The organism is Streptomyces sp. NPDC107471 (assembly GCF_055582845.1).
Genome location: NZ_JBVJPC010000020.1, coordinates 1 through 24,164 on the forward strand (window position 1 = coordinate 1; position 24,164 = coordinate 24,164).

22 protein-coding genes and 2 pseudogenes are annotated in these 24,164 nt (G+C 71.2%); 9 read left to right on the top strand and 15 right to left on the bottom strand.

Features of this window, described 5'->3' with window-relative positions; translation table 11 throughout:
- The 6 genes and pseudogenes from ACZ66S_RS39420 to ACZ66S_RS39445 form a co-directional block, all read right to left on the bottom strand.
- Positions 1-122: pseudogene (locus ACZ66S_RS39420) on the bottom strand (transcriptional regulator); the annotation flags it as partial.
- A 105-nt stretch (positions 123-227) separates the two neighbouring features.
- On the bottom strand, positions 228-1,088 hold the full coding sequence (locus tag ACZ66S_RS39425; protein WP_469906402.1) for an alpha/beta fold hydrolase: 861 nt from the start codon (positions 1,086-1,088) through the stop codon (positions 228-230).
- 154 nt (positions 1,089-1,242) lie between these two features.
- A complete protein-coding gene (locus ACZ66S_RS39430; RefSeq protein WP_469906403.1) occupies positions 1,243-2,001 on the bottom strand; it encodes a creatininase family protein in 759 nt (252 codons plus the stop codon).
- Positions 2,002-2,220: 219 nt separating this feature from the next.
- Complete coding sequence (locus tag ACZ66S_RS39435; protein WP_469906404.1) at positions 2,221-3,288, bottom strand: alpha/beta fold hydrolase; 1,068 nt, start codon at positions 3,286-3,288, stop codon at positions 2,221-2,223.
- A 239-nt stretch (positions 3,289-3,527) separates the two neighbouring features.
- Positions 3,528-6,275 carry a helix-turn-helix transcriptional regulator gene (locus ACZ66S_RS39440; RefSeq protein ID WP_469906460.1) on the bottom strand — a complete coding sequence of 916 codons (2,748 nt, stop codon included), beginning with the start codon at positions 6,273-6,275 and terminating at the stop codon, positions 3,528-3,530.
- Between the two features lie 233 nt (positions 6,276-6,508).
- A pseudogene (locus tag ACZ66S_RS39445) lies at positions 6,509-6,994 on the bottom strand (TetR/AcrR family transcriptional regulator); the annotation flags it as partial.
- Positions 6,995-7,183: 189 nt separating this feature from the next.
- Between ACZ66S_RS39445 and ACZ66S_RS39450 the strand changes: the two are divergent.
- Positions 7,184-8,626 carry an aldehyde dehydrogenase gene (locus ACZ66S_RS39450; protein WP_469906405.1) on the top strand — a complete coding sequence of 481 codons (1,443 nt, stop codon included), beginning with the start codon at positions 7,184-7,186 and terminating at the stop codon, positions 8,624-8,626.
- A 91-nt stretch (positions 8,627-8,717) separates the two neighbouring features.
- Here the strand turns inward: ACZ66S_RS39450 and ACZ66S_RS39455 are convergent, their stop codons facing one another.
- Complete coding sequence (locus ACZ66S_RS39455) at positions 8,718-9,575, bottom strand: SDR family NAD(P)-dependent oxidoreductase (RefSeq protein ID WP_469906406.1); 858 nt, start codon at positions 9,573-9,575, stop codon at positions 8,718-8,720.
- A 75-nt stretch (positions 9,576-9,650) separates the two neighbouring features.
- Positions 9,651-10,490, bottom strand: a complete 840-nt coding sequence (locus tag ACZ66S_RS39460) for an oxidoreductase (protein ID WP_469906407.1) — start codon at positions 10,488-10,490, stop codon at positions 9,651-9,653.
- Between the two features lie 311 nt (positions 10,491-10,801).
- Between ACZ66S_RS39460 and ACZ66S_RS39465 the strand changes: the two genes are divergently transcribed.
- The 3 genes from ACZ66S_RS39465 (at position 10,802) to ACZ66S_RS39475 (ending at position 13,198) form a co-directional block, all read left to right on the top strand.
- Positions 10,802-11,830 carry an alpha/beta fold hydrolase gene (locus ACZ66S_RS39465; protein ID WP_469906408.1) on the top strand — a complete coding sequence of 343 codons (1,029 nt, stop codon included), beginning with the start codon at positions 10,802-10,804 and terminating at the stop codon, positions 11,828-11,830.
- Positions 11,831-11,945: 115 nt separating this feature from the next.
- Positions 11,946-12,143 (top strand): hypothetical protein, encoded by a 198-nt coding sequence (locus ACZ66S_RS39470; protein ID WP_469906409.1) that lies wholly within the window; start codon positions 11,946-11,948, stop codon positions 12,141-12,143.
- 254 nt (positions 12,144-12,397) lie between these two features.
- On the top strand, positions 12,398-13,198 hold the full coding sequence (locus ACZ66S_RS39475) for an SDR family NAD(P)-dependent oxidoreductase (RefSeq protein ID WP_469906410.1): 801 nt from the start codon (positions 12,398-12,400) through the stop codon (positions 13,196-13,198).
- 27 nt (positions 13,199-13,225) lie between these two features.
- Here the strand turns inward: ACZ66S_RS39475 and ACZ66S_RS39480 are convergent, their stop codons facing one another.
- Entirely contained in the window at positions 13,226-13,846 is a 621-nt protein-coding gene (locus ACZ66S_RS39480; protein WP_469906411.1) for a TetR/AcrR family transcriptional regulator, read from the bottom strand.
- A 181-nt stretch (positions 13,847-14,027) separates the two neighbouring features.
- On the opposite strand from ACZ66S_RS39480, the gene ACZ66S_RS39485 reads away from it, so the two are divergent.
- The 4 genes from ACZ66S_RS39485 to ACZ66S_RS39500 all read left to right on the top strand — a co-directional run bounded on the left by ACZ66S_RS39485 (position 14,028) and on the right by ACZ66S_RS39500 (position 17,225).
- On the top strand, positions 14,028-14,963 hold the full coding sequence (locus ACZ66S_RS39485; protein ID WP_469906412.1) for an SDR family NAD(P)-dependent oxidoreductase: 936 nt from the start codon (positions 14,028-14,030) through the stop codon (positions 14,961-14,963).
- A 45-nt stretch (positions 14,964-15,008) separates the two neighbouring features.
- Positions 15,009-15,713, top strand: a complete 705-nt coding sequence (locus ACZ66S_RS39490) for an alpha/beta fold hydrolase (RefSeq protein WP_469906413.1) — start codon at positions 15,009-15,011, stop codon at positions 15,711-15,713.
- Positions 15,714-15,778: 65 nt separating this feature from the next.
- Complete coding sequence (locus ACZ66S_RS39495) at positions 15,779-16,342, top strand: TetR/AcrR family transcriptional regulator (RefSeq protein ID WP_469906414.1); 564 nt, start codon at positions 15,779-15,781, stop codon at positions 16,340-16,342.
- 91 nt (positions 16,343-16,433) lie between these two features.
- Positions 16,434-17,225, top strand: coding sequence for a GNAT family N-acetyltransferase (locus tag ACZ66S_RS39500; protein WP_469906415.1), 792 nt, complete (start codon positions 16,434-16,436; stop codon positions 17,223-17,225).
- 91 nt (positions 17,226-17,316) lie between these two features.
- On the opposite strand, the gene ACZ66S_RS39505 is transcribed toward ACZ66S_RS39500, so the two are convergent.
- The 6 genes from ACZ66S_RS39505 to ACZ66S_RS39530 form a co-directional block, all read right to left on the bottom strand.
- Positions 17,317-17,703: an ankyrin repeat domain-containing protein gene (locus ACZ66S_RS39505; protein WP_469906416.1), complete on the bottom strand. Its 387-nt coding sequence runs from the start codon at positions 17,701-17,703 to the stop codon at positions 17,317-17,319.
- 29 nt (positions 17,704-17,732) lie between these two features.
- Positions 17,733-19,184 (bottom strand): catalase, encoded by a 1,452-nt coding sequence (locus ACZ66S_RS39510; RefSeq protein WP_469906417.1) that lies wholly within the window; start codon positions 19,182-19,184, stop codon positions 17,733-17,735.
- 137 nt (positions 19,185-19,321) lie between these two features.
- Entirely contained in the window at positions 19,322-20,542 is a 1,221-nt protein-coding gene (locus tag ACZ66S_RS39515) for an ABC transporter permease (protein WP_469906418.1), read from the bottom strand.
- Positions 20,539-21,255 carry an ABC transporter ATP-binding protein gene (locus ACZ66S_RS39520; RefSeq protein ID WP_469906419.1) on the bottom strand — a complete coding sequence of 239 codons (717 nt, stop codon included), beginning with the start codon at positions 21,253-21,255 and terminating at the stop codon, positions 20,539-20,541. The genes ACZ66S_RS39515 and ACZ66S_RS39520 overlap by 4 nt, the downstream gene beginning before the upstream one ends.
- Positions 21,252-22,361, bottom strand: coding sequence for an efflux RND transporter periplasmic adaptor subunit (locus ACZ66S_RS39525; RefSeq protein WP_469906420.1), 1,110 nt, complete (start codon positions 22,359-22,361; stop codon positions 21,252-21,254). Before ACZ66S_RS39525 ends, ACZ66S_RS39520 begins: the two co-directional genes overlap by 4 nt.
- Positions 22,345-22,932 (bottom strand): hypothetical protein, encoded by a 588-nt coding sequence (locus ACZ66S_RS39530; protein WP_469906421.1) that lies wholly within the window; start codon positions 22,930-22,932, stop codon positions 22,345-22,347. The genes ACZ66S_RS39525 and ACZ66S_RS39530 overlap by 17 nt, the downstream gene beginning before the upstream one ends.
- Before the next feature lie 157 nt (positions 22,933-23,089).
- On the opposite strand from ACZ66S_RS39530, the gene ACZ66S_RS39535 reads away from it, so the two are divergent.
- Positions 23,090-24,163, top strand: coding sequence for a trypsin-like serine peptidase (locus ACZ66S_RS39535; RefSeq protein WP_469906422.1), 1,074 nt, complete (start codon positions 23,090-23,092; stop codon positions 24,161-24,163).
- Position 24,164 lies beyond the last annotated feature (1 nt).

A 24,164-nucleotide genomic window follows, 5' to 3' on the forward strand; every position in this document is an offset into this window, starting at 1 on the left:
CGCAGTCCTGTGACGCGGCGGGTGGAGTCGGTTGCGGGCAGGCCGCATTCCTGGGGGTCCAGTTGTGCCCGCCGAGCCCGCAGAAAGGCACCGAGGGCATGCGGGTCGGGATGTGAGCTCATGTCGTCGATTCTCCTGCGGATCACACACATGGGCGATGTGCGACGGGATCGGGAACGGCCGAGGGCGGCGGGACCGTCGATCGGTCCCGCCGCCCTGCGGGGGTGTCAGCGGACGGTGGCGCGGGCCGCGCGCTCGATCACGTTCGCCACCAGGCGGGGGTGGGAGACGGCGACCGAGTGGGAGGCGGCGACCTCCGTGGTGTGCGCGTGGGCGCGCTTGGCCATGAAGCGCTGCACGGCCGGCGGGATGTTGAGGTCCTCGGTGGTGATGATGTCCCAGCTCGGGATGGTCTTCCAGGCCGCGGTGGTGGCCTTCTCCTCCAGGGCGGCCTGGGCGATGGGGCGCTGTTCGGCGGCCATGAGGGCGGCCTGGCCGGCCGGGACGTCGGCGGCGAACTGGTGGTGGAACTTGTCCTGCTGGATGTACAGGTCGGTGGCGGTGGAGCCATCGGCCTGCTGGTAGGTGACCGGGTCCAGGGTGCCGGGGAGGGTGGAGCCCGGGTACTTGTTCGTGAGCTCCAGGGCGCTCTCGCCGGGGGCGGGCAGGAAGGCGGCCACGTAGACCAGGGCCTTGACGTCGGGGTCGTCGGTGGTGGCCTGGCTGATGACGTTGCCGCCGTAGGAGTGGCCGACGACGATCTTGGGACCCTTGACGTGGTCGAGGACGGTGCGCAGGGCGGCGGCGTCGGAGGCCGGTCCGCGCAGCGGGTTGGCGGCGGCGACGACCGGGTAGCCGTCCGCGCGGAGCTTGGTGATGACGCCGTTCCAGCTCGAGCCGTCGGCGAAGGCGCCGTGCTCCAGGACGATGGTGGGCTTGGCGTGCTTGGTGGCGCCGCCCGCCGCGGCGGTCTCGGTCGCGCCGTTGGCGGTGCCGCTGAGGGCGAACGCGCCGAGCGCCACACCTGCCGCCGCCGTCGCGACCGCGCCCGTCACCAGCCGCCTGCGTCCACCCTTGATGCTCACCACGACAAAACCCCTCTCAGGAATGCTTCTTGGTCTCGGTACTCACGGTGTTCCGGTTCACCCGGAACGCGTCACCGTTCTGACTGGTGACGAATCTTTCACGTAGATCATCACCTGTCAAGGTGGTGACGAATGAAAGGTCGGCGGATGCGGCCGGCTACTTCGCCCAGGGGTCGCGCACGATGATGTCCGCCAGTGCCGACGCGCAGCCGGAGAGCATCCGCTCGCCCTTCTCGGCGCTCGCGACCCGGGCGTCGCCGGCGACCCCCGACTCGGTGATCCGGTCGAAGGGCACGGCCATGTACACGGGGTCGGTGGACTCCGCGGGCAGGGTGATCCGCGGCCCGTGCGCCTCGGGCAGGTGCTCGGCGCGGATCAGGTCCGGGTGGGCGGCCATCATCATGGACGTCTCCCCCTCGCACGCGTGCATGAGGCCGTCCTGGGTCTCCAGGGTCTCGCGGACCACCTCCCGGCCGGCGCCGAAGTAGCTGGCGAACGCGATCGGCGTCGACAGCTCCGTGGTCAGCTCGGTCGTCAGGGCGTTGAGGGCGGTCATGTTCCCGCCGTGTCCGTTGACGATGAGGATGCGTGCGAAGCCCGCCCGGATCACGGAGCGGCAGATGTCGCGCAGCAGCGCGTGCAGGGTGGGCAGGCTGAGGGTGAGGGTGCCGCCGAACGCCATGTGGTGCTCCGACAGGCCGGTCGGCACGGACGGAGTGACCACCACCCCGGTGTGCTCGGCGGCCAGGAGCGCCGCCCGGTGGCACACCTCCGCGGCCAGGAAGTCGTCGACGCCGGTGGGCAGATGGGGACCGTGCTGCTCGGTGGCCCCGATGGGCAGCAACACCACCGCGTCCCGTGCCGCCAGGGCACGCAGCTCGGCGGCGGTCAGCCGGTTCCACTGGACTTCGCTCATCAGGGGCTCCTCCTGGGCGCCCCGGCACGGTGTGCGGGACGCCCGGTGGGTGGCGGGGGGTGGACGGGCGCGGACGAGCGCGCGGGGGTCCGGGCGACGGCCGTGCACGGTCGGTACTCGCGTCCGGTGCGGGGAGGCGTCCGGTGCGATGGCAGATGGCCGTTGCCGGGTGCGGTGGCCGTTTCCGGGCGGTGGCCGGGACTTGAAGGTGGCCGGGACTCAGAGGTGGTCGGCGTCCACCACGGCCTGGGCGAAGGCGGTGGGCGCCTCCTGCGGCAGGTCGTGACCGATGTTCTCGATCGTCCGGTGCAGGTAGGGGCCGGTGAAGTGGTTGCGGTACGAGGAGCCGTCGCCCGGTGCCGTGAACGGGTCCAGGGCCGCGTCGAGGGTGACGGTGGGGACGGCGATGGAGGGCTGGGCGGCCAGCAGGCGCTCGTAGCGGTCGTAGCGGTGGTCGCCCTCGATCAGGCTGATGCGCCAGCGGTAGTTGTAGAGGACGATCTCGGCGTAGTCGGGGTTCTTGAAGGCCTCCGCGGTGCGCGCGAAGGTGGCGTCGGAGAAGTTCCAGTTCGGGGAGACGAGCGTCCACACGTAGCGGCACAGGTCGATGCGCTTGTCGACGTCCGTCATGGCCTGCACGCCGCGGTCGGTGGCGAAGTACCACTGGTACCACCAGTTGTGCTCCACGGCCGGGATCGCGGGACCCAACTGCGCCTTGCGGTCGGTGATGAGGTAACCACTGGTCGACACCAGGGACTTGACGCGCTCGGGCCACAGCGCGGCGATGATGTCGGCGGTCCGCGACCCCCAGTCGAAGCCGGCGAGGACCGCCTTCTCGATCTTCAGGGCGTCCATGAACGCGATGATGTCCAGCGCGATCGCGGACTGCTCGGCGGTGCGGGGCGTGTGGCGGGACAGGAAGCGGGTGCTGCCGTGGCCGCGCAGGTACGGGACGAGGACCCGGTAGCCGAGGTCGGCCAGGAGCGGGGCCACGTCGACGAAGCTGTGGATGTCGTACGGCCATCCGTGCAGGAGCACGACGACCGGGCCGTGCGCGGGGCCCGCCTCGGCGTAACCGATGTCCAGGACACCGGCCTTGACGTGCTTCAGCTTGCTGAACTCGGTGTGCGTGCCGGGCGTGATGGCCGGCACCGTCGGAGCCGCGGCGCCGCTCGACTGCTGCGAGCCGGTCGCGGCGGACGCCTGGGTCTGCAGGCCGGCCAGGGAGACCGCGGCCGCGCCGGTGCCGAGGCCGACGGCCTTGCTGAAGGTACGCCTGTTGATCATGAGAAGTCCTCCGAGGTGCGTTCGAGATGACCGGCCGTGCTCGTCGAGCCCGTGGCGCGACGACCCTCGCACAGCGTGCGTCACCTGTCAAACAGGTGACGACCGGGGGTGATGCCCATACTCTCTCCCGTAACGAAACCGGACACATCAGTCATGTGACGGTCGGATCCGTCCGGTCGGCACAGGTGTGCGGAGCTCAGCCCGGTCAGTCATTCGACTGAGGGAACACTTCTCGCCGGTCAGACGCTCTGCTCGCCCTCCCACTTGGCCAGGGCGTCGCGTAGGGCGGCTCGGCTGGTGATGCCGAGTTTGGGGAAGACGCGGTAGAGGTGTGAGCTGACGGTGCGGGGGGAGAGGTGCATGCGTTCGCCGATCTCCTTGTTGGTGAGGCCGCCGGCGGCGAGGTCGGCGATGCGGCGTTCCTGCCAGGTCAGCGCCGCGAGATGGGCCGCCGTCGTACGGGTGGCCAGGCCCGTCGCGCGCAGTTCGGCGCGGGCGCGTTCCGCCCAGGTCTCCGCGCCCAGCCGCTCGAACGCCTCCACGGCCTGGACGAGGAGGTGGCGGGCGCTCTTCGGCCCTTGGGTGTGGCGTTGGCGGGTGCCGTGGGCGAGGCGGATGCGGGCGAGTTCGAAGGGGAAGGTGGTGGCGTCGGGGTGGTTTTGGGCGTGGTGGTAGTGGGTGTCGGCTTGGGTGGGGTCGGGGGTGGCGAGGGCGAGGGCGCCGTGGGTGAGGAGGTGCAGGCGGGGGGAGATGTCGGGGAGTCCGGCCTGCTGGGCGGCGGTGGCGTGTTGGTGGGCTTGTTCGGTGCGGCCGGTGTGGAGGGCTGCTTCGGTGAGGTCGAGGAGGGTGCGGGGGGCTTGGTGGGCGTAGGGCTGGAAGGTGCCTGGGGCGGTGATGCCGATGGCGTGGAGGTAGGCGGCTTCGTAGTCGCCTTCGGCGAGGGCTGCGGTGGTGCCGATGGTGTCGGTGATCTGGGTGAGGAAGCCGATGCCGCGGGGGCGGGCCCATGCGTCGACGCCTGCTTGGAGTTCCCGGGCGCGTTCGACCTGGCCGCGCAGTGCGGCGAGCAACCCCAGATAGGCCTGCGTGTGGTGAACGAGCAACACATAGCCGTGCGACGTGGTGAGTTGCAGGCAGCGCTGCCCGGTACGCTCGGCTTCGTCCCACTCGCCGACCGCGATCTGGTCCAGCATGATCAGGTGCAGCGCGGTGCTGCTGTTGCGCAGGAACCCCGTGTCGGCCTCGGCGTCCACGGTGCGCTGGAGGTGCGGTCGGTACCGGCTCAGCGTGTCCACGTGGTAGGCGGCCACGGCCAGCCGGGTGAGGTCCCACGGCTCCATGTCCGCGAGACCGGCGAAGGCGCGGTCCACCCGCTCCGCCACCCCGGCGCCATGGCGGACCACGTCACCCCACGCGTCGCGGTAGAGCAGCGAGCGTGACGGGACCAGTCGGCCCAGCGAGCCGAGCAGCGTGCGGGTCTCCTCCCACTGGGCCGGGTCGCCGGCGTACTGGTCGATCGACAGCAGCAGGTTGACCAGCCGTGTGAGTGTCTCGGACGTTTCCTGCGGCCCTTGCGCGTGCAGCCGCTCTATCGCCGCTGTCACCTGCCGGTGCGAGCGCCGTACGTCGCCGTCCTCGAACAGCGCCATGTAGGCCGAGGTCACCACCGACGCGGGGGACTCGTCCGCGCCCGGTGCCCGATCGGAGCGCACCAGCCGTTGCGCCTGGTCGAAGTGTCCCGCGTGTCCGGCGACGAAAGCTGCGTCGCCCAGCCGGCGGGAACGGTCCTCGTGGTGCTCACTGAGCTCCGCGGCACGGGTCAGCCAGGCGACCGCGGCCGCAGCGCCGCCCCGCCGGGTCGCGGACGCGGCCGCCGCCTCCAGCGCCGTCGCCACCTCCTCGTCCGGGTCGACCGTCGAGGCCGCCAGGTGAGTGGCCCGCCGCTCGACGTCGTCGCGGTGGACCCGGGCGAGGGCGGCGTGGGCCGCACGCCGTTCGTTGGGGGTGGCCGTCTGCACCACGGTGGACCGCACCAGCGGATGCCGGAACACGAAGTCGCCGCTGAGCGGGTCGATGTCCAGCAGCCCGGCGGTCACCGCCTCGTCGGCGTCCCGCATGCGGTAGCGACCGGGCGCGGATGCCGTGCCCGGAGTCGCACCGACACCGTCGAGCGCGCCCCGCAGCAGCTCCTCACGGACACGGCTGTCGAGCCGCTTGATACGTGTGCCGTAGACGTGTTCCAGACGCCGGGGCAGTGGCAGTGCGGTGTCGCGGAGACCGAGGGCTCCGGCGGTCGTCAGTTCCGTGGGCCCGACTTCGATGTGCGCGGGCAGTTCCAGCAGGGCCAGCGGGTTCCCCCGGGCGTGGTCCAGCACCAGTTGGCGGAGCGGTGCGGCCAGGCCCGGATGGCGCTGGTCCAGCAACTGTCGGGAGGCCGCGTCCGGCAGCGCCGTGACCGGCAGTTCGGGCAGGGCCGCGGTGTCGAAGTCCGAGGCGATGTCCGAGCGCAGCGCGACCACGAGCCGCACCGAGCCGCCGGTGAGACGGCGCCCCACGAAGCCGAGCACCGCGACGCTGGAGGAGTCCAGCCACTGGCCGTCGTCGAGGACCAGCAGCAGTTGCTGTGCCGAGGACGCCAGCGACAGCAGGTCCAGGACGGCGATGCCCAGCGACATCACCGACGGAGGCTTTCCGGAGCTGCGCCCGAACGCGGTCTCGAACACCGCGCGGTGCACCTGGTCCAGGCTGTCGGCGGACGGCAGCAGGGAGTGCAGCATCTGATGCAGACCGGCGAACGGCAGGCCGGACTCCGCCTCGACTCCGGCGGCCCTGACCACCGTATGGCCGGACCGGGCCGCGGCCTGGGCGACATGGTCGAGCAGGGCGCTCTTGCCCACGCCGGTCTCTCCCCTGAGGACGAGGGCCTGGCCCTCGGTGGCCGTCACGAACGCGGACAGCCGACCTCGCTCGACGTCCCGACCGATCATCGTCATGACCGACTCCACGGCACCCCACTCCTCCCACTGACGAACTCGTCACATGTGTGCACATGTCGAGCCTAGGTGTGTGCTGCTCTGTTTTCGCGGCGAAGCGAGTCGCGGGGCGCGGCCTGCGACGACTCCGGCCACTCGCCTGTCATGGTCAACTGCCCTTCCGTACCCGTCGGGTGCGTGCCCCCGCTCGCTCCCGGGTGCGCGGTGCGGTCACCCGGAAGACCGGCCGTGCCGCCGAGCCCGCGGAGATACGTGTCGACCGCCACGTCGGCCGCCTGTCCCGGACTCAGGTGGGCGAGCTGATGTGCCGCCAGATGCACCAGCTCGGGCAGCAGCGGTCCCGCCCAGCCCCGTGGCTGGTCCCGGCGCAGCAGGCCCTCGTCGGCCGCCCGCCGCAGGAAGGTCTCCACCTCGGCGATACAGGTGTTCCGGCGCCGCCGGATCGCCTCGTCGGTGAGCATGCGGGCGAGGTCGACGGGCCAGGTGCGGTTGACGGTGATGATGTTCTCGACGTAGCGGTGCAGGGCGACGGTGACGGGTGCTTCGCGTAGTCGGGCGTCGTGGATGGCGTGTTCGATGGCGGTGAGGCGGGCGTCGTAGATGGCTGCGAGGAGGTCTTCGCGGGAGGCGAAGCGTCGGTAGACGGTGCGTCGGTCGACTCCGGCTTGGGTGGCGATGCTGGCGATGCTCGTGCCGGGGTCGGCGGCGAGCATGCGTGCGCCGGTGGTCAGGACGGCTTCGAGATTGCGCGCTGCATCAGCTCTCATCCCACAAGAGTAACGCTCATGTAGAAAATGAAGCCCTTCAGGGCACGCTTATGAGAACTTAACCAAACGAAGTGCTACATTGAAGTGGCAATTAGAAGTCACGGTCTACGAACTGCACGGGAAGAGAGAACGCACATGATCACCTACGGCCGACTTTTCATCGGAGGCACCTGGGTCGAGCCGAGCAACCCGGAGCTGCTCGACATCTCCTCCCCGCACGACCGGTCCGTGGTCGGCCGCGCCGCCCAGGCGCAGCCGGCGGACATCGACCGTGCCGTCGCCGCGGCACGGGCCTCCTTCGAGAAGGGCGAGTGGCGTCTGACCCCGCCCGCCGAGCGCATCGCCACTCTGCGCCGGTTCAACGCGCTGCGTGAGGAGAACGCCGAGAAGATCGCCCACCTGATCTCGCTGGAGAACGGCTCGGCCGGCTGGTTCACCCGCGCAGGGCAGCCGGGCCTGACCCGGCAGGCCAACGCCTACCTCAAGGCGGCGGAGGAGTTCCGCTGGGAGGAGACCCTCGTGCCCTCCGACCCGGCGTCCCCGGTGCGCAGCGTGGTGCGCCGGGAGGCGATCGGCGTCGTGGCCGCTGTCATCCCGTGGAACTCGCCCTTCTCCTCCGCCACTTCGAAGATCATCCCCTCGCTGCTCGCGGGCAACTCGGTGGTCCTGAAGGTCTCCCCGGAGAACTCGCTGAGCATGGGCTTCCTGGCCGAGCTGCTGGAGCAGGTGGGCCTGCCCGAGGGCGTGATCAGCGTCCTGCCGGCGGACCGGGAGACCAGTGAGTACCTGGTGTCGCACGGCGACGTCGACAAGATCGCCTTCACCGGCTCCACCCGGGCCGGCCGGCGCATCGCCGCGATCGCCGGCGAGCAGCTCAAGCGGGTCAGCCTGGAGCTCGGGGGCAAGTCCGCCGCGATCATCCTGCCCGACGCCGACATCGAGAAGGCCGTCGCGGGCGTGAAGTTCGGCTCCCTGCTCAACAACGGCGAGTCCTGCATCGCCCAGACCCGCATCCTGGCCCCGCGCAGCCGGTACGAGGAGGTCGTGCGCGGGCTCAAGACGCTGGTGGAGTCGCTGAAGGTCGGCGACCCGAACGACCCCGACACCTTCATCGGCCCGATGATCCGCCCCGACCAGCAGGAGCGGGTGCGCAACTACATCCAGCTCGGCATCGAGGAGGGCGCCCGCCTGGTCACCGGCGGCCCGCACATCCCCGAGGGCCTGGAGAAGGGCAACTACGTCACGCCCACCCTCTTCGCCGACGTCGACAACTCCATGCGCATCGCCCAGGAGGAGATCTTCGGCCCGGTCCTGGTGGTCATCGCCTACGACGACGAGGACGAGGCCGTCCGCATCGCCAACGACTCCGAGTACGGCCTGTCCGGCGGCGTCTGGTCCGCCGACGAGGCCCACGCCCTGGAGGTGGCCCGTCGCGTCCGCACCGGCACCATCACGGTCAACGGGGCGTCCATCGCCTTCGACGGCCCGTTCGGCGGGTTCAAGGCCAGCGGCATCGGCCGCGAGTACGGCGCGGTCGGCCTCGGCACCTACACCGAGTACAAGACCATCACCGTCTGACCCGCACCGTGCGCACCGCACGGCCCACGACGAACGCCGACGGCGGCAGGTGGCCCGTACCACCTGCCGCCGTCGGCGTCGCTTCTCGCGTTCAGAGCACCGCGTTGTCCGCGGCCCCCGGGAAGTCCGTGCTGAACGCCAGCTCCCGGCCCGCCTCGAACTCGGCCCGCAGTTGGTCGAGCTTGACGCCGATGCGCCGCTGGGCGTCACTGCCCAGCACCACCCAGTGCGCCAACTCCGGTGCCCCGACGGCCTCGTAGATCGCCTCGGCGGCTCGCTCCGGGTCACCGGGGAACATCTCCGGGGTGAGGCTGCCCATCATGGCCCGGAAGGCCCCGGCGGTGGCGGCGTAGTCGTCGATGCCCTCACCGGAGACCTTCGTCCGGTTCTCTATGCCGGTCCGGAAGGAACCCGGCTGGATGATCATCGCGTGCAGGCCGATGGGCTCGATCTCCTGCCACAGGGCCTCGGTGAACCCCTCCAGCGCGAACTTGCTGGCGGAGTAGTAGCCGTTGGCGGGCAGACTCGCCAGCCCGTCCATGGAGGACACGTTGACGATGACGCCGTTGCGCCGCGCTCGCATACCGGGCAGCACCGCCCGGGTGAGGGCGACCGCGCCGAAGAAGTTGACCTCGAACAGCCTGCGGTAGTCGTCCTCCTCCTGTTCCTCCAGGGCGCCCACGAAGTCGATGGCGGCGTTGTTGACGAGGATGTCGATGCTCCCGAAGCGCTCCTCGGCGGCACGCACGGCGGCGATCCGGTCCCCGGCGTCGGTGACGTCGAGCTTGACCGCCAGCGCGGTCTGCGGGTAGCGCGCGGCCAGTTCGGTGGTGGCCCGTGTCGAACTCGCCGTCGCCACCACCTGGTCGCCCTGGGCGAGGACGTGTTCGGCGAGGGCCTTGCCCAGGCCGCTGGAGGCGCCGGTGATGAGCCAGGTCTTACGAGACATGGAGTGATCTCCTTCAGATGCGGTTGCGAATGAGAGTGAGGTTGAAGAGGCAGGTGAGACGGGGGAGGGGAAGGGCTACTCCCCGGCCGGGAAGTCCGCGGCGCTGCTCGCCTCGGCCCACTTGCGGGTCTCCGCGGCCCGCGCCTCGCCCGCCTCCAGGGCCATGGCCACGGCCTGCGCCCCGAGCAGCAGCCGGCGCGGCGGGTCGTCGTGCCGTACGACGTCGACGAGGACCCTGGCCGCACGGACCGGGTCGCCGGGCTGCGTGCCGTTGTTCTCCGCCCGGTACGTGTTCATGGCGCCGACGGTCTCCTCGTAGTCGGCACCCACCGCGTGCAGCTCCATCGACGAGCCCTGCCAGTCGGTCCGGAAGGCGCCCGGCTCGACGATGACGACCTTGACCCCGAAGGGCGCGACCTCGGTGGCCAGCACCTCGGAGAAGCCCTCCACGGCGAACTTCGCGCTCTGGTACGCCCCCATCCCGGCCGTGCCGCCCACCCGGCCGCCCAGTGAGGAGAACTGCACGAACAGGCCCGAACGCTGCGCGCGCAGCACCGGAAGGGCGGCGCGGGTGACATTGACGACGCCGAAGAAGTTGGCCTCGAACTGGCCGCGGAAGTCGTCCTCCGCCATCTCCTCGATCGGGGCGCTGTTGGCGTACCCGGCGTTGTTCACGACCACGTCCAGTCGGCCGAAGGCTTCGACGGCCTCCTGGACGGCGTCCTGGGCGGCGGCGGTGTCGGTGACGTCCAGAGCCACCGCCCGCACCCGGTCACCGTGGCGGGCGACCAGGTCCGCGAGCTGCTCCGGGCGCCGGGCGGTCGCCACGAGCCGGTCGCCGCTCTCCAGCACCGCTTCTGCCAGGGCGCGCCCGAACCCTCGGGACGCGCCGGTGATCAACCACGTACGAGCCATGACGTTGTCCTGCTTTCCGTTGCCCATCAGCGATGGGGCGAGAGGGGGTGAGGTGTCTCCACTCTCGCCGCGGTGGCGACGCGCGTCCTCCGTCGATTGGCTGTCGGTTCTCGCGCCCCGGCCACCGGCAGGCCCGTGACATGTAAGTCATTGGACTGGTTCGCCCGGTTCGCCGGACGCCCCGCTCACGCCTCACGCTTCCTTGACAGGGGCGCCCGGCATGATGATCCTCGTTACCTGTCAGAGCGGTGATGGATGCGAAGATGTGCACACGTGTCTCACCTGCTCCGGATCGAACGCGAGGGACCGACATGATCAGCAGACGGAGACTGACCCAGGCCGTGACCACGGCGGCGGCGACCGGGACCGCCGGTCTCGCCGGAGCGCGGCAGGCGTCGGCACGTACCAACGCCACTCCGGCCGGCCGGAGCCCGCACGGCCTGGGGCCGGTCCGCCACGTCCGCACCGACGTCCTGGACATCGCCTACCACGATGTCGGGCCGGCCCACGGCCAGCCCGTGATCCTCCTGCACGGCTGGCCCTTCAGCCCGGTCGGCTCCTACGCCGAGGTGGCACCCGTGCTCGCCCGGCGCGGCCACCGCTGCTTCATCCCCTACCTGCGCGGACACGGGGAGACCCGCTTCCTGCGGGTCGAGACCCCCCGCTCCGGCGAACAGGCGGCCCTGGGCGCCGACCTGATCGCCTTCATGGACGCGCTGCGCCTGCCCCGGGCGCTGTTCGCCGGGTACGACTGGGGCGGCCGGGCCGGTGACGTCGCCGCGGCACTGTGGCCGGAGCGCTGCACCGGCGTGGTCAGCGTCAACGGCTACCTGGTCCAGAACCTCGCCGTCGCGCAGAAGCCCCTGGCCCCCGAGCTGGAGGAGGGCTACTGGTACTTCTTCTACTTCCTCACCGAGCGGGGCCGGAAGGGGCTTCAGCGCAACCGGGAGGACCTGGCCCGGGTCGTCTGGCACCGCAACTCGCCTCAATGGCAGTTCACCGAGGCCGAGTTCGCCCAGACGGCACCCCTGTGGACCAACCCGGACTACGTCGACGTCGTGATCCACAGCTACCGGCACCGGCTCGGCGCGGCCCCCGGCGATCCCCGGTACGCGGAGCTGGAGGCGCGACTGCTGGGGCAGCCGAGGATCACCGTCCCCGCCGTCACCCTGGACGGACAGCAGGACGGCGTCATCCCGCCGACCGACGGCAGCGGCTACGCCGCCCACTTCACGGGCCCCTGGAAGCATCACGTCGTCCCGGGCGCCGGTCACAACCTCCCCCAGGAGCGGCCCGACGCCTTCGCCGCCGCGGTGCTCGAAGTGGCCGCCATGGGGTGAGGTGCACACCCGTCTCACGTCACCGGCTTGACAGGTGACGCATGAGGCGACATGCTGAGAACCGTCCGGGCGACAATCAGGACGCCGTCCACGATCGACGAAGTGGAGCACGGTCATGAACAAGGGACTCAGCAAGGAAGACGCCGAGGCGGCGGTACGGCACGCGCGGTTCGGCAAGCTTCCCGAGCGCGTACATTTCGAGGACATGACCGAAGCGGTCGAAGCCGCTCCGGCCGGCGGGGCGAACGGATCGTACGACCCCGAAGGCTCGTGGAATTACTACTCCTGCCTCGCCCTCGACCTGGGGCTGTAGACACCGGCCGTGTCCAGCGGCGTTGACGGCCCGGCACAACCGAATGAATGACCTGGATCGCCCGGTCGGCCATGTTCCCCATGGTGCCGACCGGGCGATCCGGCGTTCTAGGCCTCCGGGACTCCGGCATCGGGGCCTGCCGCGCGGCGACCGCAGGACTGTCCCGCGCGAGCTAAGTCTACCGGTGTAGACTTAACGAAACGCGGCACACGAACCCCTGCCGTCATGGCACGGAAATCCCGAGGAGAACAGACATGAACCTCAATCTGACCGGCAAGCGCGCACTCGTCACCGGTTCGAGCTCCGGGCTCGGCGAGGCCACCGCGAAGCTGCTGGCGGCGGAGGGCGCGACGGTCGTGGTGCACGGCCGGGACAAGGAGCGTGCGGACAAGGTCGCGGCCGAGATCCGGGAGGCCGGCGGGACCGCCACCACGGTCGTGGGCGACCTCGCCGACGACGACGCGGCCGCCGAGGTAGCCCGGGCGGCCTCCGCCGACGGCGCCGTCGACATCCTCGTCAACAACGCGGGTTTCTACCGCCACCTGTCGTGGACCGAGGCGAGCCCCGACGAATGGCGGAACACCTACAACGTCAACGTCGTCTCGGGTGTCCGGATGATCCAGCACCTGGTCCCGGCGATGCGCGAGCGCGGCTGGGGCCGGATCGTCACCATCGGTGGCGGTCTCGCCTCCCAACCCATGAACACCCACCCGCAGTACAACGCCACCCTGGCCGCCCGGCACAACCTCGCCGTGTCCCTGGCCCGCGAACTGAAGGGCACCGGCGTCACCTCGAACGTGGTGTCGCCCGGAGCGATCCTCGTCGAGGCCACGAAGGAACTCGTCACGGAGATCGGTCCCGCCCGCGGGTGGGGCGAGACCTGGGAGGAGATCCAGCCGAACGCCGTCAACGCCCTGATCCCCAACGACCAGGAACGCTTCGGTGAGCCCGACGAGATCGCCGCGGCGGTGGCGTACCTGTGCAGTGACTACGCCCAGTACGTCAGCGGAGCCACGATCCGGGTGGACGGCGGTCTGATCCGCTCCGCGTTCTGAGCCGACCGCGACACCGGGTGCCGACGGCTACCCGTGGGCGCGGTCCGGGCCGGCCTTGGACGGGTGGGGGAGGCCGGACGTGTGAGTGACGGGGCCGAGCATGTCGGCCAGGAGGCCCGTGAGACGGTCGTTGTCGGCGGCGGCGAGCGCGGTGGTGCCGAGAACGCTGCGCAGCAACCAGGTACCGGCGATCACCGCGAGTCCCAGTTGGGCGCGGACCTCCGTGTCGGGACCGTCGAGCTGCCCGGCGAGCCGGGCCCCCACATGTGTCTCGACACCCCGCCGGACGATGTCCACCGCCTCCGGGTCCGCGGCCGACCGGAGCAACAGGAGGAACGGGTCGAGTCGTTCGGCTTCAGGTCCCGTGCGCTCGGCGAGAGTCCGCGCGATGGAGTGCGCGAGCCCGGCTGCTTCGTCGCCGACGACGGTCGGCGGGCCGAAGGCACGGTCGACGGCCTGAGCGAACAGAAGCTCCTTCGAACCGAAGTAGCGGTTGATCATCATCGCTGTGACACCCGCTCGCTCGGCGATCTGCCGGACCCCGGCCCGCGCGTAGCCGTGCTCGGTGAACTCGACGACCGCGGCGGCGAGGATCGCCTCACGGGTCGCGGCGCCGTCGCGTCGGCGAACGGGATGTGCGGCACTCATGACGACGAGCATACGGGTCCCCGGACCCGCTCGCGCCAACTCCTCGGTGGTGACTGCCGTGACGGACGGAGACTCCTGGTCACATGTTTCTCGCCTTCGACGGTCGCGCGGCAACCTGTATGTATGAACACGTTGTATGGTTGCGGCACCGAGACACCCACCCCCCGAAGGCGGCACAGGTATGACTTTGACGACCACTCCGTTCGGACCGCGTGCCACCGCCGCGGAGGTGCTCGACGGAGTCGATCTGACCGGGCGGCGCATGATCGTCACCGGTGGGGCCTCCGGCCTGGGTGCCGAGACGGTCCGGGCACTGGCGGGGGCGGGCGCCGAGGTGACGGTGGCCACCCGTGGCCCCGCCGCCGCCGAACCGCTGGCCAAGGAGCTGCCCGGCGTACGTACCGCCGCCCTCGACCTCTCCGACCTGGCCTCCGTCAGCGCCTTCTGCGCCGACTGGAGCGGGCCCCTCGACGCCCTCGTCGCCAACGCCGGCGTGATGATGCTCCCCACCCGGCAGGTCAACGCGCAGGGCTGGGAGATGCAGCTCGCCACCAACTACCTCGGCCACTTCGCCCTCGCCGTCGGCCTGCACGCCGCACTCAAGGCGGCGGACCGGGCCCGCGTCACCGTCGTGAGCTCGGGCGCCCAACTGCGGGCCGGCTTCGACTTCGACGACCCCCAGTTCGAGCACCATCCCTACGACCCGTTCCTCGCCTACGCCCGGTCCAAGACCGCCGACGTGCTGCTCGCCGTGGGGATCAGCCGTCGGTGGGCCGAGGACGGCATTGCCGCCAACGCCTGCGCGCCCGGCTGGATCCACACCAACCTCACGCGCCACCTCGAACCCGCGACCATGCAGGCCCTCGGCGCCATGGACGCGGACGGCAACCTGATCACCCCGGACTACTACAAGAACCCGGCCCAGGGCGCCGCCACCACGGCGCTGCTGGCCGCGTCACCGCTCCTCGACGGCGTGAGCGGGCGCTACTTCGAGGACAACCAGGAGTCCGAGGTGGTCGACGGAGGCCCCGAACCGATGGCCGGTGTCGCGAAGTGGTCGGTCGACCCGGCCGCCGCCGACCGCCTGTGGGTCCTCGCACTGCCCGCGCTCGGCTGACCCCGCACGGCCCCGAACCCGCGCACGACCTACGAAGGAACCACCTTGCACGACGACACACGCGCCCCGCACTTCCTCCTGGTCCACGGGGCATGGCACGGATCGTGGTGCTGGGGCGAACTCCAGGACCACCTCACCGAGCGCGGCTGGACCAGCCACACCGTCGACCTGCCGAGCGTCGTTGCCGAGGGAGCGGACGGAAAGCTCCCCGGGCTGATGGACGACGCGCGAGTGGTCCGCGAGGCGATCGACGCCGCGGAGGCACCCCTCGTGGTGGTCGGGCACTCCTACGGCGGCGCCCCGGTCACCCAGGCGGCAGCGGGCGCGGCCGATGTGGCCCACCTCGTGTACGTGTCCGCCTTCGCCCTCGACGTGGGGGAGAGCCTGATGACGTGCTTCGGCGAACAGCCTGATCTCCCCACGGTGGAGGGCGTCATCCCCGTCCGCGAGAACCCGGAGGCGACGCTCTACAACGACGTGCCCGACGACAAGAGGGACGCGGCCCTGGCCCGCCTGCTGCCCCAGAGCGCGCTCTCCTTCGCCGAGCCGGTCAGCCGCGCCGCATGGCGGACCGTCCCCTCCAGCTACGTCCTCTGCGACGACGACCAGAGCCTGCCGCCGGCCTACCAGGAACCGTTCGCGCAGCGCACCGGCACCACCCATCACCTGCCCAGCGGCCACACCCCGCTGCTCTCCATGCCGGACAAGCTCGCCGACCTCCTCGTGGACATCGCCCGCAGCTCCCGATGAGACCCGTCACCCGACGCCAGGCGGATCACCATGCCGCGCGTTCGGCAGCGACCCGGGCACAGGTGATGCGCACCCTGGAGCGGCTGCTCGTCTCCGGCGAGACCTTCTCCGAGATCAGCGTGCAGCGGATCCTGGAGGAGGCCGGGGTGTCCCGGGCCACGTTCTACGCGCACTTCGACGGCAAGTCGGACGTCCTGGTCCGGCTCACCGACGAACTGCGGGAATCCCTGCTGGTGTTGGCGCGGCAGTGGGACCCGGGCGCCGAGGAGGACGGGGCCGAGCGGTTCACCCGGTTCTTCGAGGAGGTGATCACGATCCACCGCGCGCACCAGGGCGTGATCACCGCGGTCCGTGAGGCGGCGGCCTACGACCCGGCTGTGAGCGACTTCTACACGGCCGACCTGGAGGGCTTCGACGAGGCCGTGCGGCGGACCCTGCGCTCGGAGCAGGCGGCCGGAGCGGCTCCGGCCGAGCTCGACGTCACCGCCGCGAGCCGCGTCATCGTCTGGGGCGGCGCCCAGGCGATCGCCCACCACATCGCGGTCGACGACGGCAGCGGCGACAGCGCTCTCGCCCGCGAACTCGCCCGGACCTGGTGGTACGGCGCCTACCGCCGCCCCGCGGGCTGACCCGGACCGTCACCTACGCGGAGAGGACACACCTACCTCAGGCCAGGTGTGTCCTCAGTGTGCCTGGAACGTCGCGCCTATACTCACACGTATGACCAACCAACATACGGCGCACGAGGCGGCCGAGGCATTCCAGACGGCCACCGAACGCCTCGTCGACAGCCTTCCGGACGGCTTCCACGAGCGCGGCCCCGCCGGTGCGCTGCTGGCCGTCACCGGCTCCATGATCCCGCTGCTGAACAGCATCATGAGCGTCTCCGACATACCGGACGCGGACGAGATCGAGCTGCTCTGCGAGAAGGCGGAGCCGCATGTCCGGGATCTGCCCTGGAGCATCCGCCTGCGCGGCGAGGCGGGCGAGGAGATCAGCGATCTGGCCGAACGGCACGGCCTCACCACGCGGACGCCTCAGCCTTTCATGCTGCTCTCGCTGACGGACGAGCGTGCGGCCGTGATGGGCCATGAGCCGGAACTCCACCCGGCCGCCGTGACCGTGCGCCGACTGGAGGACGACGAACACGAGACCTTCGCCGAGGTCCTCGGTACGGCCTTCGGCGCCCCGCCGTTCGTCATCAGCAGCCTCTACACGCCTCATGTCCTGGGGCAGCCGTTCGTCAAGGCCTACGTCGGCGAAGCGGACGGCACACCGGTCGCGGCCGGGCTCGCGATCGTCACCGAGCGGCACGTCGGCCTTGCCAACATCGGCACCCTGCCCGAGCACCGGCGGCGCGGGGTCGGCCGGGCGCTCGTCGAGGCGATGCTCCGGGACGCCCGGGCGGCCGGGGCGCACACGGCGTATCTGCACTCCAGCGACGAAGCCCTCGGGCTCTTCGAACAGGCCGGTTTCCGCACCGAGGAGCCGTGGACCGTCTTCACCGCCTGAGCCTGCCCGCACATCTGCGGTCACGGCACAGTGGTCGGACGGTCGCCCGGGAGGTCCACGGCGACCGTCCGACCCTGCCGGCCGTCTGAGCTCAGCCCTCCAGGAGGTGCGCGCGGCCGAACAGGGCCGCGGCCGCCCGGCCCGTGGGCGTACCCGAGTCGAGGTCCGCACCGGCCTCCCGCAGCACCGCCACCACGTCGTCGGCGCCCTTGAACAGGGCGCCGGCGACGGGGGACTGGTCCCGGGCGTTGCGCAGGTCAGGGTCGGCGCCGAGCCGCAACAGGGACCGTACGGTGTCGGCGTGGCCGTGATACGCGGCCAGCATCAGCAGACTGTTGCCGCCCGCGTCGCACACGTCCACCGGGAGCCCGTGCGCCGCGAACTCCCGCAGCGGCTCGGTACGGCCCTCCCGGGCCAGGTCCAGAGCGATGGCCACGACCCGCTGTGTCTGCTCGGGCGTCAGACCGCCACTGCGCATGGGTATCCGCTCCTGTCCGGCCTCTCCGGTTACGCGATCGCCTCAATCGCCTTGCGGACCCCTTCGCCGTAGGCGGGGTCGGCCTGGGTGCAGTTGGCGATGTGCCGTTCGACGGTCTGCTCGGAGGCACCGCTGATGGCGCGCGCGGTGTTGTCGAAGAGGACCTGCCGCTGCTCGGGGCTCATCAGCCGGAACAGGTCACCGGGCTGCTCGAAGTAGTTGTCGTCGTCCGTACGGAAGTCGAAGCGGTCGGCGACGGCGCCCACCGTCTGGCGCGGCTCGCGGTAGGCGGGCTGCTCCTGCCAGCGGCCGTAGGAGTTGGGCTCGATGCCCGGAGTGGCGCCCTGGTTGCCGTCGATGCGCATGGCGCCGTCGCGGTGGTAGGAGTTGACCGGGTTCCTCGGCGCGTTGACGGGGATCTGGTGGTGGTTCACACCCAGGCGGTAGCGCTGGGCGTCGCCGTAGGAGAAGAGCCGGCCCTGGAGCATGCGGTCCGGGGAGAAGCCGATGCCCGGCACCACGTTCGCGGGGCTGAACGCGGCCTGCTCGACGTCCGCGAAGTAGTTGTCGGGGTTGCGGTTGAGTTCCCACTCGCCGACCTCGATCAGCGGGTAGTCCTTCTTCGACCAGACCTTGGTGAGGTCGAAGGGGTGGAAGCGGTAGGTCTCGGCGTCGGCCTCCGGCATGACCTGGATGAACAGCTTCCACCTCGGGAAGTCGCCGTTCTCGATCGCGTCGAAGAGGTCGCGCTGGTGGGACTCGCGGTCCTTGCCGATGAGGGCCCCGGCCTCGGCGTCGGTGAGGTTCCTGACGCCCTGCCGGGTGCGGTGGTGGAACTTGACCCAGAACCGCTCGCCCTCGGCGTTGACCAGGCTGTAGGTGTGCGAGCCGAAACCGTGCATGTGCCGGTAGGAGGCGGGGATGCCGCGGTCGGACATGACGATGGTGATCTGGTGCAGGGCCTCGGGAAGCCGCGTCCAGAAGTCCCAGTTGTTCTCCGGGTCCCGCAGGTTGGTGCGCGGGTCGCGCTTCACGGCGTGGTTGAGGTCGGGGAACTTCAGCGGGTCGCGGAAGAAGAACACCGGGGTGTTGTTGCCGACCAGGTCCCAGTTGCCCTCGTCGGTGTAGAACTTCAGGGCGAAGCCGCGGATGTCACGCTCGGCGTCGGCGGCGCCGCGCTCACCGGCGACCGTGGAGAACCGGGCGAACAGGGCAGTCCGCTTGCCGACCTCGGAGAAGATCCTCGCACTCGTGTAGCGGGTGATGTCATGGGTCACCGTGAAGGTCCCGAACGCGCCGGAGCCCTTGGCGTGCATCCGGCGCTCCGGGATCACCTCACGGTCGAAGTGGGCCAGCTTCTCCAGGAACCACACGTCCTGGAGGAGCATCGGGCCCCGCGGGCCGGCCGTCAGCGAGTTCTGGTTGTCGGGAACCGGTGCGCCGGCAACCGTCGTCAGCGGTTTCTGGTTGTTCTCGGGCAAGGCTGGCTCCTCGATACGTGGTGACGCGTTGCGTAGCGACACATCCTATGAAGGAACATATCTCGAACGAGAACGATCCGCGCGCACACGTGTGACCGTGCAGGTGTGAGTCCTCACTCGGTCTGAACGCGCGTAGTTCAGACGGCGGCCAGCGCCTCCGTCGGCGGCAGCCCGGACGCACGGACGGCGGGATACACGCCGGCGATCACCCCGACCACGACCGCCCCCAGCACGCCCGCGACCAGGGCGAGCGGCGGGAACACCACGGGCCAGGACCGGGACAGGGCGTACCCCGCAGCCCCCAGCGCCCCCAGCACCGTTCCGGCCCCGCCCCCCAGCGCGGACAACGCCACCGACTCCGCCAGGAACTGCCCCCTGATCTGGCGGCGGCTCGCCCCCAGCGCCCGGCGCAGACCGATCTCGCGCCGCCGTTCCAGGACGGAGACGACCATGGTGTTGGCCACGCCCACACCTCCTACGAGCAGGGCGACCCCCGCGAGGCCCAACAGCAGCACCGACAGCGTCTGTTCGGCGGCGCGCTTGGCGGCCAGCGCGTCCGAGGGGCGGCTGACCTGGACCAGGCCCGGCAGTTGCGGATGGACCGTGGCCGGCAGCACGGCACGCACCTCCTCTAGCTGCGCCTCGCGGGCCGTGACGTAGACGACGGTCGGATGGCCGTCGAACCCGAGCCGGTCACGGGCCGCGCCCCAGCCGACCAGGACGGCGGAGTCGAGATCGGGGGCGAGCGGCAGCGGGTCGAGGATGCCGACGACGGTGAACCAGTGCCCGCCGACGTAGAGCTGACCGGCCTCCCGACCGGCCCGCACCTGGCCGAAACCGAGTCGGGAAGCGGCCCGGAAGCCCAGCACCACGGTCGGGAAACGGGCCGTCGTCGGCGTGAGGAACGCGCCGGAACGGACCTTCCCGTGCACCGCCCCGAGCAGGTTCGTGCGGGCGGCCAGGACACTGATGCCGGCCGCGTCCGCGGGATCGGCGTGGTCCGAACGCAGCACTGTCGCATGGGTGTTGGCCACGGCGCTCGTCCCCGTGACCGGGCCGATGCGGGCCGCCATGGCGTCCGCGTCGGAGGGCAGCACCACCGGGGGATCACTGTCCGCCTGCGGTGCCACGCGCAGCATGTTCGTGCCGAGCGCGGAGAGCTCGTTCATCAGGGCTCGCTGGCTGGAGGCGGGAACGGCGGTCACGACGACGAGTGTCGCGATGCCGATGGAGATGCCGAGCGCGGACAGCGCGGCTCGCGGGCCACGCGTGGTGATGCCGAGCAGGCCGAGCCGGAGGATGTCGGAGAACGCCAGCCGGACCGGGCGCGGCCCGTGCCCCGTAGCCGTGCGCTTCATAGGGTGCTCACCTCGCGGATGTCTTCGGTGATGCGGCCGTCCCGCAGTACCACCCTGCGGGGCAGGCGAGCGGCGATGTCACGGTCGTGGGTGATGACGGCGATGGTCGTGCCCTGCGCGTTCAGTTCGACGAGCAGGTCCAGTACGGCGTCCCCGTTGGCCGCGTCGAGCGCACCCGTCGGTTCGTCCGCCAGGACCAGTGCGGGACGGTTGACCAGGGCCCGCGCGATGGCGACCCGTTGGCGCTCGCCCCCGGAGAGCTGCTGGGGGAGGTGCGCGTGGCGGTGCGCCAGTCCCACCCGGTCCAGCGCCTCCCGAGCCAGCGGCCGGCGTCCGCGGCGCGGGACTCCGGCGTACAGCAGGCCGGTGGCCACGTTCTCGGTGGCGTCCAGCCCGTCGGTGAGGTGGAAGTGCTGGAAGACGAAGCCGAGCGACCGGGCCCGCAGCGCGGACAGATGACGGTCGGGCAGCGTGTCGACGGCGTGCCCGCCGACCCGCACGGTGCCGGTGGTCGGCCGGTCCAGGGTGCCCATGATGTGCAGCAGCGTGGACTTGCCGGACCCGGACGGTCCGACGACGGCGAGGAGTTCACCCGCCTCGACACACAGGGACACCCGGTCCAGCGCGGTGACCCCGCCGGGGTGGCACTTGGTGACGTCCTCCAGGACGAGGACCGGCCCCGAGGCGGGCGGAGAGGGGAAGGAGGCGCTCACGAAGCCGTCACCACCTTGCTGCCCTCCGTCAGCCCCTGGCCGCTCACCTCGACGAGGCCGCCGGCGAACATGCCGGTCGTCACGGCGACCAGTGTGCCGTCGGTGCGTTGCAGGGCGTATCCGCCCTCGCGCAGGGCGAGCAGCGCGCTCACCGGGACGGCGAGCACTCCCCTGCGGGAGGTCGTGGTGAACCGGACCTGCACGGCCGCCGCGTCCAGGGCGTGCACGTCCGCGGCCCGGTCCGGGACGACGCTCACGTCGACGGTGGCCGGTCCGGTCTGCGCCGCGGAGTCCTGGGCACCGCCGCCCTGTACGGTGCGGCCGAGCGCGGTGACCGTCCCACGGACCGTCCTGCCGTCGGGCAGCGTGATGTCCGCCTTCACACCGACCTTGACGGTGCCCACGTCGGTGGCCTCGACCGGCACGGTGACGGACTTGGCGGCCGAGGTGTACGTGAGCAGCGGCGCGTCGGCCGGGTCGCCGGGCTGCGCCACGACGCTGTCGACCCGCACCGCACCGGGCAGGACGACGGCACGGCCCGGCACGAGGGTGCCCGTGGCCTCCTGGCCCGTGTCGTGCTGCCACCGCTTGAGGGCGGCGGCGAGCGCCGGGGTGAACTCCTCCCCGTAGCCGTAGCCGTAGCCGTAGCCGCCACCGGTGCTGCGCATGGTGCCGCCGGCCCCGGTGTCGTAGCCCAGCGCGCGCAGGTTGTCCCCGAGCACGCTCACGTCGTGGCCGCGCACCCCCGTCTTGGTCAGCGGGCGGAAGAACGGTGTGTCGCCGAAGAAGACGGGGACGGGCCGGTCGTCGATCCGGTACAGGGCCTTTCCCCGAACGGCACGGGCGCCCGGCGTCGGCAGCTCGGTGACCACGCCCTGCCCGGTCCCCTTCAACACGTGTGGCCTGCCGAAGCCGAGGGTGCCCGGCAGCGTGCGGCTGTCGGAGAGGTCGGTCCTGGTCACCGTGGCCGTCCGTACCCCCACAGGTGTCGCGGTCCGGGTGTCCTCGCCCGAGTGGGCCCCGCTCCACACGACCGCCCCGGCACCGGAGACACCGACGGCCAGCAGAGCGCTCAGCGCGGCGGCGACCTTAGTGTGCCTTGCCACCGAACGCCTCCATGGTGCAGCTCTTGTCGACCTCGTTCTGCCGGGCCTGGCTCATCGTGGTGTCGCCGTCGTACGTCCAGCCCGAGTTGTCGGGCAGCGCGGTGACCTTGAGCCCCTTGCGGTTCAGGCACTTCACGTAGGCCCGGTAGTCGTCGTCGTAGTGCGGATTCGTCGACCGCTCCAACTCGGGCGGCTGCAAGGGCAGTTTGCCGGCGCAGGCCTTGGTGGCCGCCTTGGCGGTGGGGCTGTTGTCCGTGTCGTCGACGGAGTCCGGGCCGCGCTGTGTGCGCATCCGGTGGCCGTGGTCCTTCAGACAGGTGGCGTAGACGTGCCAGTACTGGTCGCGTTCCGCGTCCGAACTGTCCAGCCGCAGTCGGGGACGGCCGTCCTCGGTGTCGGGCACCGCGCTGGTACGCGCGGCTCCGGTGGGTGCGTCGCTCTGCAGGGACGCCACGTCCTGCCGCGACGGCCCGCCGCCCGGACCGCCGCAGCCGGTGAGCAGGAGGGTGCCCGACAGGAGAACGGTCGCGCCGAGCACGCGGCGGCGACGGGGGATCATGGGGTGGGTCATGGGCAGCCATGGTGCGGGCCGAGTGTCGGGAAGCGGTCAGGATCCCTTGCGGGTCCGTTCGGACTTCGCATCCCGCCGATGGGCGAAGGCGCGGGCATCACACGACCCGCACCGATCACCGACAGGTTCCTGACCCCGCCTCCCTACGCTCCCGCCCATGTCGAAGAACACCAGCCGTACCGACGGCTTCCGGAACCGGACACCCAGCAACCTGCGGCGCGGGCTCGCACTCACAGCGGCGACGCTGGCCGCGGGACTCGCCCTGTCGGCGCCCGCCGCAGCGGCGCCGCACGGCGGCGGCACAGCGGTCCACCCGCAGGCGGTCACCGCGGCCCAGCAGCGGGCCGTGCTGAACTACTGGACCGCCGACCGCATCGCGGCCCTCACCGAGCCGTCCTCCGGCCGTCCGCCGAAGAGCGGCCCGGACGGGGCGCCCTGGACCGGGGCCGACACCCTGAGCCGGACCGTGGGCAGGCTGTTCTTCACCGACCACGGGGAGGACGCCAGTTGCACCGCCACCGTCGTCACGAGCGCCAACCGCAGCACCGTCGTGACGGCCGGGCACTGCGTGAACAGCTCGGACCTCCTCGGCGAGGACAACCAGTGGACGACGAACGTCATGTTCGTCCCCGGTTACCGCGACGGCCGCGCCCCCTACGGGAAGTTCGTCGGCAGGCTGGGCGTGGCCGACGCCACCTGGCTGCGGTACGACGCCATCGACTCGCTCAGGTTCGACGGCTACGACCAGGCGTTCGTCGTCCTCAACACCGACAGCCGGGGCCGTGGCCTGCAGGACGTGGTCGGTGCCGCCCAGCACATCGCCTTCGACCGGCCGGGCGACCGGAGCGCCCACGAGTTCGGCTACCCGCGCTCCACGTCCGATCCTGAGCGGGAGGGCCTGCCCGAGTACACCGGCGCCCGGCTCGCCTACTGCGTGGGCCCGACCCGCGAGGACCCCGGCACCCCCGACTTCCCCGAACCCCGGGGGGAGTGGGGCAACGCCTGTGTGATGGGCGGTGGCGCCAGCGGCGGGCCCCGCATGGCCGGCTTCGATCCGGCGACCGGCCTCGGCACGGTCGTCGGGGCCAACACCCACAGCGCCTTCCTCACACCCGAAGGCGAGGTGTGCGCCGACGCGGACACCGCCACCTGCGACCGTCACCTCGTCGGCCCGCAGTTCACCACGGCCATCACCCGCCCGCTCTACGAGGCCGCGCAGCACGCCGGCTGAC

Excerpts from the sequence above, each read along its gene's own strand:
- ACZ66S_RS39430 (WP_469906403.1), bottom strand. The coding sequence starts at position 2,001 with ATGAGCGAAGTCCAGTGGAACCGGCTGACCGCCGCCGAGCTGCGTGCC.
- ACZ66S_RS39435 (WP_469906404.1), bottom strand. The coding sequence starts at position 3,288 with ATGATCAACAGGCGTACCTTCAGCAAGGCCGTCGGCCTCGGCACCGGC.
- ACZ66S_RS39440 (WP_469906460.1), bottom strand. The coding sequence starts at position 6,275 with ATGATCGGTCGGGACGTCGAGCGAGGTCGGCTGTCCGCGTTCGTGACG.
- ACZ66S_RS39450 (WP_469906405.1), top strand. The coding sequence starts at position 7,184 with ATGATCACCTACGGCCGACTTTTCATCGGAGGCACCTGGGTCGAGCCG.
- ACZ66S_RS39455 (WP_469906406.1), bottom strand. The coding sequence starts at position 9,575 with ATGTCTCGTAAGACCTGGCTCATCACCGGCGCCTCCAGCGGCCTGGGC.
- ACZ66S_RS39460 (WP_469906407.1), bottom strand. The coding sequence starts at position 10,490 with ATGGCTCGTACGTGGTTGATCACCGGCGCGTCCCGAGGGTTCGGGCGC.
- ACZ66S_RS39465 (WP_469906408.1), top strand. The coding sequence starts at position 10,802 with ATGATCAGCAGACGGAGACTGACCCAGGCCGTGACCACGGCGGCGGCG.
- ACZ66S_RS39470 (WP_469906409.1), top strand. The coding sequence starts at position 11,946 with ATGAACAAGGGACTCAGCAAGGAAGACGCCGAGGCGGCGGTACGGCAC.
- ACZ66S_RS39475 (WP_469906410.1), top strand. The coding sequence starts at position 12,398 with ATGAACCTCAATCTGACCGGCAAGCGCGCACTCGTCACCGGTTCGAGC.
- ACZ66S_RS39480 (WP_469906411.1), bottom strand. The coding sequence starts at position 13,846 with ATGAGTGCCGCACATCCCGTTCGCCGACGCGACGGCGCCGCGACCCGT.
- ACZ66S_RS39485 (WP_469906412.1), top strand. The coding sequence starts at position 14,028 with ATGACTTTGACGACCACTCCGTTCGGACCGCGTGCCACCGCCGCGGAG.
- ACZ66S_RS39495 (WP_469906414.1), top strand. The coding sequence starts at position 15,779 with ATGCGCACCCTGGAGCGGCTGCTCGTCTCCGGCGAGACCTTCTCCGAG.
- ACZ66S_RS39500 (WP_469906415.1), top strand. The coding sequence starts at position 16,434 with ATGACCAACCAACATACGGCGCACGAGGCGGCCGAGGCATTCCAGACG.
- ACZ66S_RS39505 (WP_469906416.1), bottom strand. The coding sequence starts at position 17,703 with ATGCGCAGTGGCGGTCTGACGCCCGAGCAGACACAGCGGGTCGTGGCC.
- ACZ66S_RS39515 (WP_469906418.1), bottom strand. The coding sequence starts at position 20,542 with ATGAAGCGCACGGCTACGGGGCACGGGCCGCGCCCGGTCCGGCTGGCG.
- ACZ66S_RS39530 (WP_469906421.1), bottom strand. The coding sequence starts at position 22,932 with ATGACCCACCCCATGATCCCCCGTCGCCGCCGCGTGCTCGGCGCGACC.
- ACZ66S_RS39535 (WP_469906422.1), top strand. The coding sequence starts at position 23,090 with ATGTCGAAGAACACCAGCCGTACCGACGGCTTCCGGAACCGGACACCC.